The organism is Moritella dasanensis ArB 0140 (assembly GCF_000276805.1).
Lineage (GTDB): Bacteria > Pseudomonadota > Gammaproteobacteria > Enterobacterales > Moritellaceae > Moritella > Moritella dasanensis.
This window is the reverse complement of sequence record NZ_AKXQ01000011.1, coordinates 140,262-154,979: the sequence shown is the minus strand read 5'-3', so window position 1 is coordinate 154,979 and position 14,718 is coordinate 140,262. Positions and strand designations below refer to the sequence as shown.

Sequence of the window (14,718 nt, the reverse complement as noted above, 5' to 3'; positions counted from 1 at the left end):
TGGTTACTATTAACTATTGCTTTGGCTACTATTAACTATTACCTTGGCTACTAAGTGGTATTTGAGTTGTGCGAACTTGCCAGCACCCTTTACCCGTTAATATCAACTCAGACAATTCTATATAGTCCTTAGTTATGTCGAGTATCTCACCGTGATTAAGTCCAATATAATCACCTGGTGAAACCCGGAATATCTCTCCCGAACTTGCTTTTATCAACCCCCAAAGGTGCTTATCACTGCCAAGGGTGCCATGCATATTTAAATTATCTAACGAGTAGGTTTCTAGCGGTCCTTTAATCCGAGCAAAATTAGGCTGCGGACAATTTTGTGGAAACGGAGTTTCTGCTTTCACCGACTCGGGACGCGGATTAGAGAACGGATTACGTGCCCCTGTTTCCGAATAATTCAACGCTAAAAAGCTTTCCATATCCGGTACACTTTCAATTAAATTACTTTTACGCGCTTTTACATCGTTAATGTAATCAACAAGGTCCTGATTATCCCCAGTACACCCGGTAACCGTTAATGCGAGAAAGATTAAGCTACTAATACGCTTCATTTATCCCCCTTATAACGATAGGTACGGGCAATCATATTTACTTTCAGCAATTCCCCTTGCAGTTTAGTAATCGTAAAATCTTCGAGTGTTACAATCCGCGGTAATGCGGCGATGTCACTGGTAAACTGACCAAGTTGATGAAAAGTACCAATCACCTCAAGACTCACAGGTACTTCATAAGAGAAATCTCGTTTTACTTCTTGTAACCATTTAAATTTGCGCAGTTGCAAACCGTTATGCTGACCAATATAACTCAAATCATCGAGCAATCCTGCAGTCTCACTTTTCGATGGCAACTGCCTAAGCATGTGATTAAATAAATTTTCCATCTCCGACATTTGGTCAGTATATAAACTTAAATTGCCAGCAAGTCTGGCTTTAGCTTCAAACTGTAATTTTAAACTGGCTTCTTTCTTTTCAATATTTTCCAGCGTTTGTAACGACGACGCGATAACCATCCAATAGAATAACCCCGCAATTAACACTACAAAAATAATATTAACGGCTATTTTTGCTGGTTTAGGCCAATTGCCTAAATCTTCAAGATCAAGTTCATTAAGTTCTTGTAAATTCATCTTAGCTGCCCCCTTCTGTCTTCATCGGCGTTACCGAAAAGCGCATTTCGAAACGATTACCTTCTTCTCCAGGCAGGGCTACAATAGAATCGAGTTCCCCCTCACTCAGCCAGATTGATTCTTCAATATTACGCAGTAATACCGCCAGACGCGTATTAGAATCACTGGTGCCATTAATCTTAATAATGTCATTTTTGAAGGTTAACTTGCCTAGGTTTACACCTGCAGGTACCAATTGAGGTAAGGTATTCATTAAGTGGGTAGGCGTATTACGGCTGCGCTGTAAGCTTTGAATTAAATCAATACGTTCTTGGAGTTTATCTTTACGTCCACGTAACTCTTTAATTTTACCCAACTTGACATCGATGACCTGCATCTCTTGCATCAACAAGGCATTGCGCTGTTTTTGGTTGTCGACAAATCCGCCAATCACCATATCCAGCATGATCATGACGAATAACGTCGCGCCAAGACTCATGCCACTTAAAGTGAAAAAGCGTTGCTTTCGAAGATTTTTGTCGGCTTCTCGCCAGGGTAATAAATTAATATTTGACATTATAACGCCCTCATCGCTAAACCAAGAGCGACCATGTAACGGGGTCCGTTGGCGATTAAACGTTCTTTATCTTCGACATCTTCAGCATAGTTAAACTGGGCAAAAGGATTCGCCACTCGCGTGGTGATGCCTAGCTCGTTTTCCACTTGCTGAGCCAACTCCATGATTAATGCAGAACCACCACTCAGGGTGATCATATCTATCTTCTGCAAAGTACCTGAGTTAGTGAACAACTGCACATTACGACGAATCTGCTGTATGCAGGCCGTAATATAAGGCGCTAATACATCAATATCGTAATCCAGTGGTAATTGTTGCGCGAGCTTCATTTTTTCAGCTTCGTCACGTTTCAACGAGTAATGATCGCTAATGGTGCGCGTGTAGTTCTCGCCACCAAAATTTTGTACCCGAGAATAAATAGACTCGCCCTGATGCAGCATTGAAAAAATGGTCATGTTGGTGCCAATATCAATCGCAGCCACCACTTTGCTATCATCTTGTAGATCAACCAAGCGTAAATACAAATCGTGAGATCGCGCTAATGCATGTGCAGCCACATCGACAATTTTCGGGATAAAATCATTTTCTTCCAAGCAACCAGCTAATGAGGTGACGCTTTCCGTGCGAGTCGCGCTCAATAGCACATTGTGCTTGCTAGGATTATTGTCGTTGATACCTAATATTTCAAAATCGAGACTAATCTCATCGAGCGGGAAAGGAATTAAACTTTCCGCTTCCAATTCAATGTGCATTTCCAGCTCTGGGCCAGAAAGGTCAGTATCAACATATATAATTTTCGTAATAACATTTGTGCCAGATACGGCAGTAGCAGCTTGTTTATAACGTAAAGGGAAATCTTGACGCACCTGTTGCAATACATTGGTTAATGCTTCTATATCTTGCAATTGGTGATCAACGACACATCCTTTTGGCGTTGCTACCTCTGATACCATATCTATCACATAATGCTCTGATCGCTTAGACAGCGCGAGGGCTTTTACGGAAGATGATCCAAAATCAACTCCGATCATTGCCACTGTCTGATTCCTTTTAAACAGCTTTAGCATAATGATCTTCAACTCTATGTAATGGCTTTGAATTGTTAACTACTTGTTAATTAATTGTTGCAAAAGAAAGCATACAGACTTAAATCTCTGAGGTCCATCATAAAGAACTCGTACTAATTCACAAAACAGAGATATAATGATCGATTATTAAGAAATTATAGTGAGCATTATTGTGAAATGGATTAAACGATTATCCGTATTTTTATTAGTTAGCGGACTGCTCGGTGTAGGAAGCATCATTGCACTATATTTCTATATTAAGCCAGAGCTGCCTGATGTCACCACATTAAGAACAATCCAATTACAAACCCCAATGAAGGTCTTTAGCCAAGATGGTAAACTGATCTCTCAATTTGGTGAAAAACGTCGTATCCCTATCGAGATTGATGATGTCCCACCCTTGATGATCAAGGCTTTTTTGGCTACTGAAGATAATCGTTTTTATAGCCATCCGGGCATCGATCCAATCGGCATTGTGCGTGCAGCCACAGTCATGATCATGACGGGTGAACGTAAGCAAGGCGCGAGTACCATTACCCAGCAGGTTGCACGAAACTTCTTTTTAACACGCGAAAAGACCTTTATTCGTAAGATTAAAGAAATATTTTTAGCCTGGCATATTGAACAAAACCTGTCCAAAGATGAGATATTAACTTTATACCTGAATAAGATCCCATTGGGTTATCGCTCGTTTGGTATCGGCGCGGCAGCACAAGTTTATTACGGTAAAACACTCGACGAATTAACTTTAGCGCAAATGGCCATCATTGCCGGTTTACCAAAAGCACCCTCGGCATTAAATCCGATTCGCTCACCAAAGCGTGCTAAAGCCCGTCGTCATGTCGTATTACTGCGTATGCTTGACGAACAATATATCACCCGTGCACAATTTGACGAAGCGACGAACGCGCCGATTACTGCGAAATATCACGGTGCAGAAATTGAGTTATCAGCGCCTTATTTAGCTGAAATGGTCCGCAGTGAAATGATCGCACGCTACGGTGAAGACAAAGCTTATTCTCAAGGTTTAAACGTCTACACCACAGTACATAGCGGTCGCCAAACGGCAGCAACAAACGCACTCATTAACAACGTACTTAATTATGATTTACGTCATGGCTATCGTGGTCCACTGGGCCAAGCCTGGACCAATGATGCAGTAGTGAGTACCGAAGAGCTGTTATTATTATTAAAAGATAAACCGAGTTATAAACCGCTACAGCCAGCCGTTATTACGGCAGTAAAAGACCAAACCGTCGAAGCATTATTGGCGAATGGCGAGCAAGTGACGGTTAGTTGGGATGGATTGAAATGGGCACGTCCATTTATTTCCGATAAGAAACAAGGTCCAGCGCCACAAACAGCGGCTGAAATTGTCAGTGCTGGTGATATCGTATTATTACGTCCGATGCCAGTAACAACGCAGCCAGCTGAACAAGCTGCACAATGGATGTTAGGCCAGATCCCTGACGTCAGCTCTGCTTTCATCGCCATTGATAATAATGACGGTGCTGTTGAAGCCTTAGTCGGTGGGTTTAATTACCAGCAAAGTAAATTTAACCGTGTTACTCAAGCCGAACGTCAAATTGGTTCAAACATCAAACCGTTTGTCTACTCTGCTGGTTTAGCACAAGGCGCAACACTTGCGACACTCATCAATGATGCGCCGATAAACCAACGCGATAAGCGTGCGGGTACCGCGTGGAGACCAAAAAATTCACCGCCAACGTACAATGGTCCAACCCGCTTCCGTTTAGGCTTAGCGCAGTCAAAAAATGTCATGTCAGTGCGTGTATTCCGTCAAGTCGGTTTAAACAACGCCATTAATTACATGTCACGTTTTGGTTTTGATAAAGCCAAGTTACCCCGTGATGAATCATTATCACTGGGCTCAGCATCGTTGACACCTTTAGAAGTTGCGGTTGCATTTGCAACTTTTGCCAATGGTGGTTTTAAAGTTGACCCTTACTTTATCGATCGCATTGAAGACGCTAACGGTGAATTACTGTATCAAGCAACACCAAAACAAGCTTGTTTAGAATGTGAAAAACAAATCGCATTGGGCACAGATAACCCTGAACATTGGTTAGCAATCGAAGGTGATACGCTAGCAAAATGTGATATTGCACCTTATGGTTCGCAACAATTAGCACCGCGTATTATCACTGAACAAAATGCGTTCTTAATGCGTGAAGTAATGGCGAGTGTGATTTGGGGTGGTGGTAGCTGGCGTCACAAAACCGGTTGGAACGGTACAGGCTGGCGTGCAGCGGCAGGACTAAAACGCCACGACATTGGTGGTAAAACCGGGACGACAAACGAAGCAAAAGATGCTTGGTTCTCGGGTTTCAATCCCGACTTATCTGCCACCAGCTGGATTGGATTTGATAACCATAGCCGTGAATTAGGCCGTGTTAGCCGCAATATCAATCTGGATAAACACCAGATTAATGGTGGTGAAGCAGGCGCTAAAACAGCACAACCGGCTTGGATTGAATTCATGAAAGTAGCGCTTAAAGGGGTACCAGAGCGCCCGAATATAATGCCGAAAGATATTGTCCAAGTGCGTATCGATCGTGAATCAGGCTTACTCACTCGTAAATCAGATTATACTTCACGTTTTGAGTACTTTATTCAAGGTACCGAACCAACGGAGTATGTGAATAATCAAGATTCTGACTCGTCATTCGATCAAATAGATGAACACAGTGAAGAAGCTGAAGAGTCACTCGATGACTTGTTTTAATCTTTATCGTTAAGATTAGTTGGTAAAAAAATGGCGCTACTTTTTTAAAAGTAGCGCCATTTTCATATATCGACTTTGTGTATCAGAGCAGCTAAACGATCGTTGCTGTTACTTTCTTATTAATCAGTTGGGCTATGTCATTAAAACAAGGACGTCTTACAGAGCCTTTACGATACAGTAAGACAATTTTTCGCGTTGGCTCAGGTTCGACAAATTTAATGTACTCTACACCTTCGGTAAATCGAGTACGTGGAATAGCCAGATGCGGTAATAATGTCACCCCCGCTTCAGCGGCAATCATATGACGTAGGGTTTCTAAGCTCGTGGCTTTAAAACTCTGATCTTCTTCAGCGCCCGCGGTAAAGCAATAATCCATCGCTTGATCACGTAGGCAATGACCATCTTCCAACATCAGCACATGCTCGCCGCGCAACTCAGACAAATCAACACGCTCACGACCTTTAAAGCGATGTGAACTCGGAATAATCAGTTCTAATGGCTCTTTGTATAATTCAATATGACCGTATTTTTCCATACCTGGTAAGTAGGCTAATAGCAGGCAATCCAGCTCACCTTCATCCAATTGCTTTAATAACTCATGGGTTTGGTTTTCATGTAAAAACATATCTAAGTCAGGAAACTGATTTTTCATCGATGGCACGATGAGTGGCAGCAAATAGGGAGCAACAGTTGGGATCAAACCAATGTGTATTGCCCCAGCGGTCGGGCTGGCATAACTCTTGGCAATTTCTTTAATCGCTTTCGATTCTAATAATACCCGACGTGCTTGATCTGCGATTTGATCTCCAGCTGGGGTAAACAATACCTTTCTTGAAGTGCGTTCGATTAAAATGACATCCAGTTCATCTTCTAGTTTACGGATCTGTCCACTCAGCGTTGGCTGACTAACAAAACACTTTTCAGCTGCTTTCCTAAAATGCTTCAATTCTTGCAACGCAACTAAATATTCTAAATCTCTTAAATTCATATCAACCCAACTCAAACGGTAAAAACAATTAAATACCAATTACTGATTTATATATACTATCAATGAAATCACGTTAACCACACTATTAATAATGAAAATCGCCATTAATTACGCATAAAGATAATAATTATAATCATTTATGACAATTTGTACTTCTCAGCCGTTTAAATTCTAGGTACTATCGTGGCATTGTTTTAAATTAACATATTGATAACAATATTCATCAATGTATTTTTTATACAACAATAAAGCACAATTATTCAGTAACGGATTACTGTTGTAGCAATAACAAGGATTTTATATGCACTTAAAAAAGTTAAGTTTCTTAGCTGTGTTTCTGCTGTCTCTTGGCCTAACAGGCTGTGGCAGTGACAATTTAGACGCTTCTAACGGTAAGAATAGTAGCGATAGCACAGGTGATGATTCAGGAGATAGCTCTGGTAGTGATACTGCCGATGACTCAGATGATAGTTCCGGCGGTGATACTGGTGATTCAACTTACACTGCGACAGGTGATTTTTCACCAAAAATAATTCAACGTGGTCAAGCTTTTACCTTCACATATACTTTAGACCAAGTACCGGATGTTGCGGTCGATTATACGATCACGATGTCAGGAACCGCCGTACAAGGTAGCAGCGAAGACTACACGATAAACAATGCATCACCTCTAACATTTCCAGTTGGCTCAACCACAACAAGCCTTACTATCACCACCTACCAAAAAAATGATGTATATGACGCTCGAACACTGTCCTTAACATTTACCGGTAATACTGGTGAACCAGCTACACTTAACCTGCTCATCTCAGGCAATGTCTATCTTAATGACACTGGCATTACAAATTACTCTGACGGTAGTTCTTTCGATATACCAAACCAAGTTAATGATAAATATAAGCAACAAGATGCAGCTTATGGTCTTGATATCATCATCAACTCCGCAGCAACAGAGCCCGATACCGGCGATAGTAAAGATGATAGTAAACAACTTTATAAAAACGCATTTGATGTGAACGAAAATGACTCAGAATATAAAGGCAAAGCAGGGTTCCGCTTCGTCAAAATAGCGAATAATGGCATACCAGTTGTAGCAGACACTACAAATTACGATACTCCTTTTGTTCAAGATAGTAACAATTATGAGTGTGTTCGAGATGAAGTTACAGGGTTAACTTGGCAAGTAAAAGGTCCGCGAAATATAATCATTCATGAAGCTAAAGCAGCGCCTAGTGATCCAGATGTTTATAGAATGGGTGACGAAAAAAATTATAAAGCATCCAACTTTCAATATCCTTGGCAACCATCAGCATTGGGTACGACAGGTCCAGGGTGGTATTCAAGTCTAAATGACGCAACATTAGATGAAGGCGCCGAACCAGGAAAACATTATGCAAACCAAGCTTGCGGTTATCCTAGCGAAGGCCGTAACGAGGGGTTACCCCTGTATTGCTCAACCGGCAGCTACACAGATGAAGTGAATCGACTTGGCGCTTGTGGTAAAACAAATTGGGTTGTACCTAGCGTTGAGCAATTACGAAGTATTCTAGATTATAATAATGTGGTTGATTACTCTGCTGTTACAGGTACAAGGGAGCATGCCCTTGATAATGACTTCTTTGATTGTAAAGGCAGCAGCAAAAATTGCATTGTCGAAAACAACTATAGTATGGAATGTGCTTTTGAAACAGATAATGGTGGTAATGAAACATCTATTTGTACATCACTTAATACTACGGATCCAGATCCTGTTTATTGGACATCAAATCAGGTGAAAGGCTCAGAACAGTTAGCATGGTGCGTAAACTTACAAACAGGTAACGTGAATACCTGCCATAAACGAGAATACCACCGAGTATTAGTCGTCAGCAGCAATGTACCAATAGAGTTCTTTACCCCTGTGACTACGTCAGATGATTCAGCAGAATAGGAGCAAATAAGATGAAAAATTCAAAATCGTTATTTATTAGTAGTACTTTATTTGCTGCAAGTACTTTTACTTTTGCAGCATCTGATCCCGTTAACTTAAACTGTGACGCTCTATTAGATCAAGAATATTCAACCTTCGAATTTATTGATAATCACAATGGCACAGTAACCGACTTACGTACGAGCCTAATTTGGGCTAAATGTACCCTAGGCCAAACTTATGTTTCAGGGACAAACTCTTGCTCAAGCTCTGGTGCTGAAAATTATATCGACTGGGGAGATGCTCTATCCGCGGCTGCAGCTTATGAAGTAAATAATATTTCAGGTTGGCGACTACCCAATATTAAAGAATTAGGTTCCTTAGTGGATCGCAGTTGCTCAGCTCCAACAATTAACTTAACGCTGTTCCCGAATACGCTATCAAGTATTTATTACTCTAGCACGCCATTCAAAGGCAGTAGTATTGATGCAAACTATGACCACCTAGTATTACGTGTGATCGATTTTTCTGACGGTACTGAAATGCCACTAACAACACCAGAAAGTTCGAATACCAGCTACGTAATACGCGCTGTAAAAGGTGGTTATAACTAAATCGTTATTAACTCAAGATCAAAAACGGCGAGCTAAGCTCGCCGTTTTCATTTTTATAAAACCCTTACATGACCAAACTTACATTAACTCTAGTTCAACCATAGCAGCGCGAATTTCATCTTTCGTACCTTGGGTCAATTCAATCACAGGTAAACGGCACTCAGGTTCACACAAGCCTAACAACGACACTGCGTACTTCACACCTGCCGGACTTGTTTCTTTAAACATTAAGTTATGCAGCGTGATCAAACGATCTTGTAATTCTCTCGCTTCAACATATTTACCCGCGAACGTTAATTCCTGCACTTCTGCATACAGCTTTGGCGCTACATTAGCAGACACAGAGATCAAGCCATTACCACCAGACACATTGTAAGCAACCGTGGTGCAGTCATCGCCAGAAAGGAAAGAGAAATCACCTTTAATCAATTGACGCTCTAACCAAGGACGCGACAAATCGCCAGTCGCATCTTTAATACCGACCACATTTTTCAACTCAGCCATACGCGCTAACGTTTCAGGTTGAATATCGACAATCGCACGACCTGGAATATTGTAAACAATAATAGGTAAATCATTATTATCGTTAATCGCTTTAAAATGCTGGAATAAACCTTCCTGACAAGGACGGTTATAATAACCCGCCACATGTAGCGTCGCGATAGCGCCTGCTGCTTGTGCATGGTTAGATAACATAATCGCGTCAGTCGGGTTGTTTGAACCTGCACCAGCGATAACCGGTAAACGCCCTGCTGCTTGGCTCACAACGATATCAAGGATCTGACAATGTTCTTCTAATGACAAGGTTGGACACTCGCCAGTCGTGCCTACAGCAACAATACCGTGCGTACCCTGTGCGACATGCCAGTCAACGAGATTACGTAATGCCGGTTCATCAATTTCATTATTTTTAAACGGGGTAACCAACGCAACAATTGAGCCTTTAAGTAATGCTTTCATTGCTGATTTATCGGTGACCGTTGAGTTAACACTCATAGAAGCTCCATTTCGGTTATAAAAAAACCTCGATTACATAAATTGCGCTCGAGGTTCCTATAGGGATTTATATGTTCTCGACTCACATGCTAGGTTGGCTTTAATTGGCCTTGTTTGTATTGTTTTCGTTTTAAATTAAGCATGTGACGTTCTCATTTTGATGAAAAAACATTTAGGCGTTTATTATTTATGGTTTAATAATTCGTTATTCACCGCAAAATGTCAAGCAAGATAATCTATCAACAAAATCAAACCAGACAATCCACAGGATAATCTATACCCAAGCGATGTCGGCATATGTACTCCGTGAACCGAAAGGGGAAGATATTGAAGTAGTTTGGGTATATACTCTCCGACCAAATCTTCGAGCACATTAAGTAAAGAGTCCAGACCCATGATCAGCACTAGCTATACCCCAGCAAGTCAATTACTAGAACGTAATACTGCACATTTTGAAGACAAAGACCTGTTGATTGCGGGTTACATCGAAGATACCTACCCGACTGAATTAGCGAAGATAGCGAAAAAAGTAACCTTATTCAGCTACGATTATTCAGCTAAACTACATTATGATGATGTGAGCAATATTGATAACCATTGCTCTACAGAATATCAAGCAGCGAAGAAACACCAAGTTGCATTGATTTATATGTCAAAATCAAAAGCAGAAGTAGAATACCTATTAGCTAACATCACCGAACACCTAGAAGATGGCGCAATGATCTTCATGGTTGGTGAAAACAACGCTGGTATTCGCAGTGCCAATAAATTCTTTGCCCCGTATGGCGATATCTGTAACAAACTAGATGCTGCACGTCGCAGTTCATTGTTTGTGACTGAACTAAATAAACCGGTTGCTAAATTTGTTCAAGATGATTGGATCACAACATTCCCAGTTTCGGTGAAAGGGATTGAGCTAACAGTATGTACATTACCAGGCGTATTTAGCCACGGTAAACTTGATACTGGTAGTAACATTCTGCTTAATAATCTACATAAAAAACCATCGGGTCGTGTGCTTGATCTGGGTTGTGGTGCTGGTATTATCGGTAGTTATATCGCTAAACGTTTCCCGACAAGCAAAGTTGAAATGACAGATGTGAGCGCGCTTGCGGTTAAGTCTAGTCAACTAACGTTAGCGGCGAATGAATTAGCCGGTCAAGCTTACCTTTCTGATGTATTTTCTGATGTGAACGATAAGTTTGATTATATTATTTCAAACCCACCGTTCCACGCAGGCTTGAAAACGCATTATGCAAGTACTGAGACATTCTTAAAAGAAGCAAATGATTACATTAACCCACGTGGTCATTTAGTCTTAGTTGCAAATAGCTTCTTGAAATACCCTGAGATTATTGAAGCATCTTTCGGTCATTGCTTATTACAAATTAAATCATCTAAGTTCGCGGTTTATTACGCTAACAAATAGATGCGCTAATAAATAGTTACGTGAATAAATAGTTACGCTAATAAACTCTCATCACAATAAAGAGTTGCGTAACTAAATACCACGAATAAAAAATGCCCATAACAATCGCTTGTTATGGGCATTTTTATTATCTGCCTGAATTAATTATCGACCTTGAATTTTTATTTATCTAAATTCCAGTATCGTATAATTCAGGTTAATATTCGCATTTAATTAAGCATCTCTCGCTTCGATAGACAACTCATCAATACGCTTTTTCATGATGGCATGTACGTCTGCTGATAATTTACGTACCGCATTACGTTCTAGTCCCTTCGTGGCAATTGGATCCATGATTTCAATAATCACTTCGCCATTATCCCAACGGTTTAACTTTATTTTGTTATGTGTGTTTGAACAACATACCGGTACAATCGGCACTTCTGCTTGAATGGCAGTATGGAATGCCCCTGTCTTAAACGGTAATAAACCACGGCCACGGCTACGTGTGCCTTCGGCAAACATCCATATACTTAAATGGCCTTTACGAATACGCTCCGCGACAGTCGCAATCGTACCAACCGCTTTACTTTTGTTTTTACGATCAATCAAGATATTACCTGATAGCCAATAAACAAAACCAAAAATAGGCACCCAAATTAAACTTTTCTTACCCACTGACACAGTGCCTGGTTGGACAGCTGCCGTCACCGTAATTAAATCAAAGTTATTTTGATGATTGCCAACAAATACATACGGACCCGCATCATTCAAGCCTACTGGTTTTCGCACGATTAACTTAATCCCAAAAATACGTGCCAAACGAGCAAAGTTTCTCGCTACACATGCGACGTGTTTTGGATCACGTGGCTTTAAACTAAAGCGTAATATACTCATGATCAGCAAGTAGACCATGAAGAGCATGACTAAAATAAAACGAATAATTAATAACATCTATAACCCTCTTTTAACATCACCGCAGTATACCGAGCCACAACTCGGTGTACAAGCGTTAGCTGAATTATTCTTGTGCTACATCTAAGCTATCAACACGCTGTAACCCGCGTGGTAACTTGAAGCCACGACGACCACGTTCACCCTTATAATGTTCTAAATCGGCAGGTTTTAATGTCAATTTACGCTTACCAGCATAAAGCGTTACCGATTGTCCCTCAGGCACAATTTTCAGCATTTGCACATACTCTTCACGGCTTTTAACTCGTGCTGATGGGATGTTCATTAATTTATTACCTTTACCTTTAGACAATAAAGGCAATGACGATAGTGGGAAAATGAGCATCCGACCTTCGTTAGAAATAATTAAGCAATGATCTGTGGTTATATCCGTCACCGCTTGCGGTTCAATCACTAAACCACCCACGGGTAAGGTTAATAATGCTTTACCGTTTTTATTACGGCTGACCATGTCACTGAACTTGCCAATGAAACCATAACCGGCATCAGAACTGAGTAAGAATTGCTGGCTATCATCTGCCATCAGTGCATGCGCAAAGGTTTGTCCGGGCGCAAGTGTAAATCGAGTCGTTAATGGTTCACCCTGACTACGCGCTGAAGGTAAAGTATGGGCATCAAGTGCAAATGAGCGACCACTGGTATCAATGAATACCGCAGGACAATTACTGCGTCCTTCAGCAGCATCTTTATAACCATCACTGGCTTTATAACTGAGTCCGTTAGCATCCACATCATGGCCCTTGGCACAACGTGCCCAGCCTTGTTGTGATAACACTACGGTCACCGCTTCATTAGGCATCAATTCTTTTTCTGTTAACGCTTTTGCTTCTTTACGCTCGACGATAGGTGAACGACGGTCATCACCAAATGTCTCAGCGTCGGCGATTAGTTCTTTTTTCACCAGCGTGGCTAAGCGGCGATCAGAACCCAGTAGTTGTTCCAGCTTGTGGCGTTCGGTATTTAATTCACCTTGTTCACCACGAATACGCATTTCTTCTAGTTTCGCTAAATGGCGTAACTTCAGTTCTAATACCGCTTCCGCTTGTTTTACCGATAAATCAAAACGACGAATTAACTCTGCTTTTGGATCATCGTACTGACGAATAATTTCGATCACTTCATCAATATTTAAAAACGCGATCAATAAACCATCAAGGGTATGTAAACGTGCTAACACTTTATCTAAGCGGAACTGCAGACGACGGCGTACCGTGGTGCGGCGAAACTCTAGCCATTCAACTAAAATTTTCTTCAAACCTTTAACTTGCGGTTTCTCATTCAAACCGATCATGTTCAAGTTAACGCGGTAATTTTTTTCAAGATCAGTACTGGCAAATAAATGCGCCATTAACTGTTCGATATCGATGCGATTAGAACGGGGAATAATCACCAAGCGGGTTGGATTTTCATGATCTGATTCATCACGTAAATCGGCAACCATCGGTAATTTCTTCGCCTGCATTTGTGCCGCGATTTGTTCTAAAATTTTACCACCCGAAACTTGATGTGGCAGCGCACTAATAACAATATCACCACTTTCTAGGGTGTATACCGCACGCATTTTAATACTGCCTTTACCGGTCTCGTAGATCTGTGCAATATCTTTTTTAGGGGTGATGATTTCTGCTTCGGTCGGATAATCGGGACCTTTCACATGTTCCATTAACTCTGACAACTCAGCGTTTGGCTTATCAATTAAATGCAAACAAGCGTTGGTAATTTCACGTACGTTATGCGGCGGAATATCCGTCGCCATACCGACCGCAATCCCCGTCACACCATTTAATAAAATATGTGGTAAACGTGCCGGTAATAACTGTGGTTCTTTCATGGTGCCGTCAAAATTAGGCGACCAGTCAACAGTGCCTAATCCCACTTCACTTAATAATACTTCCGCGAATTTTGATAATTTAGCTTCGGTATAACGCATCGCGGCAAATGATTTCGGATCATCCGGCGCACCCCAGTTACCCTGACCATCAACAAGCGGATAGCGATATGAAAACGGTTGTGCCATTAATACCATGGCTTCATAACACGCACTATCACCATGGGGATGATACTTACCTAATACATCACCAACCGTACGCGCTGACTTCTTATATTTTGCACCCGCATGCAAACCAAGCTCAGACATCGCATAAGTAATACGGCGTTGCACTGGTTTTAACCCATCACCAATATGAGGCAAGGCACGATCCATGATCACATACATGGAATAATTCAAATATGCTTGCTCGGTAAATTCCCTTAGCGGTTGTTCTTCAACACCCTCTAAGCTCATATCAATAACGTCAGTCATCAAAAGTCCTGTTATTTAGATTA

The 14,718-nt window shown here is 41.2% G+C and carries 12 protein-coding genes; 4 read left to right on the top strand and 8 right to left on the bottom strand.

Annotated features, from left to right (window positions below; all coding sequences use genetic code 11):
• Window positions 1-31: 31 nt before the first annotated feature.
• The 4 genes from A923_RS0111235 to pilM are packed head-to-tail and all read right to left on the bottom strand — an operon-like array spanning window position 32 to window position 2,721.
• Window positions 32-559 carry a pilus assembly protein PilP gene (locus A923_RS0111235; protein ID WP_017221785.1) on the bottom strand — a complete coding sequence of 176 codons (528 nt, stop codon included), beginning with the start codon at window positions 557-559 and terminating at the stop codon, window positions 32-34.
• On the bottom strand, window positions 556-1,134 hold the full coding sequence (locus A923_RS0111230; RefSeq protein ID WP_017221784.1) for a type IV pilus inner membrane component PilO: 579 nt from the start codon (window positions 1,132-1,134) through the stop codon (window positions 556-558). Before A923_RS0111230 ends, A923_RS0111235 begins: the two co-directional genes overlap by 4 nt.
• Window position 1,135: 1 nt before the next feature.
• Window positions 1,136-1,690: a PilN domain-containing protein gene (locus A923_RS0111225; RefSeq protein WP_017221783.1), complete on the bottom strand. Its 555-nt coding sequence runs from the start codon at window positions 1,688-1,690 to the stop codon at window positions 1,136-1,138.
• Window positions 1,690-2,721, bottom strand: a complete 1,032-nt coding sequence (gene pilM, locus A923_RS0111220; protein ID WP_237716211.1) for a type IV pilus assembly protein PilM — start codon at window positions 2,719-2,721, stop codon at window positions 1,690-1,692. Before pilM ends, A923_RS0111225 begins: the two co-directional genes overlap by 1 nt.
• A gap of 196 nt (window positions 2,722-2,917) precedes the next feature.
• Between pilM and A923_RS0111215 the strand changes: the two genes are divergently transcribed.
• Window positions 2,918-5,503 (top strand): penicillin-binding protein 1A, encoded by a 2,586-nt coding sequence (locus A923_RS0111215; RefSeq protein ID WP_017221781.1) that lies wholly within the window; start codon window positions 2,918-2,920, stop codon window positions 5,501-5,503.
• Between the two features lie 91 nt (window positions 5,504-5,594).
• On the opposite strand, the gene oxyR is transcribed toward A923_RS0111215, so the two are convergent.
• On the bottom strand, window positions 5,595-6,491 hold the full coding sequence (gene oxyR / locus A923_RS0111210) for a DNA-binding transcriptional regulator OxyR (RefSeq protein ID WP_017221780.1): 897 nt from the start codon (window positions 6,489-6,491) through the stop codon (window positions 5,595-5,597).
• A 301-nt stretch (window positions 6,492-6,792) separates the two neighbouring features.
• Between oxyR and A923_RS0111205 the strand changes: the two genes are divergently transcribed.
• Both A923_RS0111205 and A923_RS0111200 read left to right on the top strand, forming a co-directional pair.
• A complete protein-coding gene (locus tag A923_RS0111205) occupies window positions 6,793-8,421 on the top strand; it encodes an Lcl domain-containing protein (protein ID WP_017221779.1) in 1,629 nt (542 codons plus the stop codon).
• An 11-nt stretch (window positions 8,422-8,432) separates the two neighbouring features.
• A complete protein-coding gene (locus tag A923_RS0111200; protein ID WP_017221778.1) occupies window positions 8,433-9,014 on the top strand; it encodes an Lcl C-terminal domain-containing protein in 582 nt (193 codons plus the stop codon).
• A 78-nt stretch (window positions 9,015-9,092) separates the two neighbouring features.
• On the opposite strand, the gene dapA is transcribed toward A923_RS0111200, so the two are convergent.
• Window positions 9,093-10,010: a 4-hydroxy-tetrahydrodipicolinate synthase gene (gene dapA, locus A923_RS0111195; protein ID WP_017221777.1), complete on the bottom strand. Its 918-nt coding sequence runs from the start codon at window positions 10,008-10,010 to the stop codon at window positions 9,093-9,095.
• A 394-nt stretch (window positions 10,011-10,404) separates the two neighbouring features.
• Between dapA and rsmC the strand changes: the two genes are divergently transcribed.
• Window positions 10,405-11,439 (top strand): 16S rRNA (guanine(1207)-N(2))-methyltransferase RsmC, encoded by a 1,035-nt coding sequence (gene rsmC / locus A923_RS0111190; protein ID WP_017221776.1) that lies wholly within the window; start codon window positions 10,405-10,407, stop codon window positions 11,437-11,439.
• Between the two features lie 213 nt (window positions 11,440-11,652).
• Here the strand turns inward: rsmC and A923_RS0111185 are convergent, their stop codons facing one another.
• On the bottom strand, window positions 11,653-12,372 hold the full coding sequence (locus tag A923_RS0111185; protein ID WP_017221775.1) for a 1-acylglycerol-3-phosphate O-acyltransferase: 720 nt from the start codon (window positions 12,370-12,372) through the stop codon (window positions 11,653-11,655).
• A gap of 67 nt (window positions 12,373-12,439) precedes the next feature.
• Complete coding sequence (gene parC / locus A923_RS0111180; protein ID WP_017221774.1) at window positions 12,440-14,695, bottom strand: DNA topoisomerase IV subunit A; 2,256 nt, start codon at window positions 14,693-14,695, stop codon at window positions 12,440-12,442.
• Window positions 14,696-14,718: the final 23 nt, after the last annotated feature.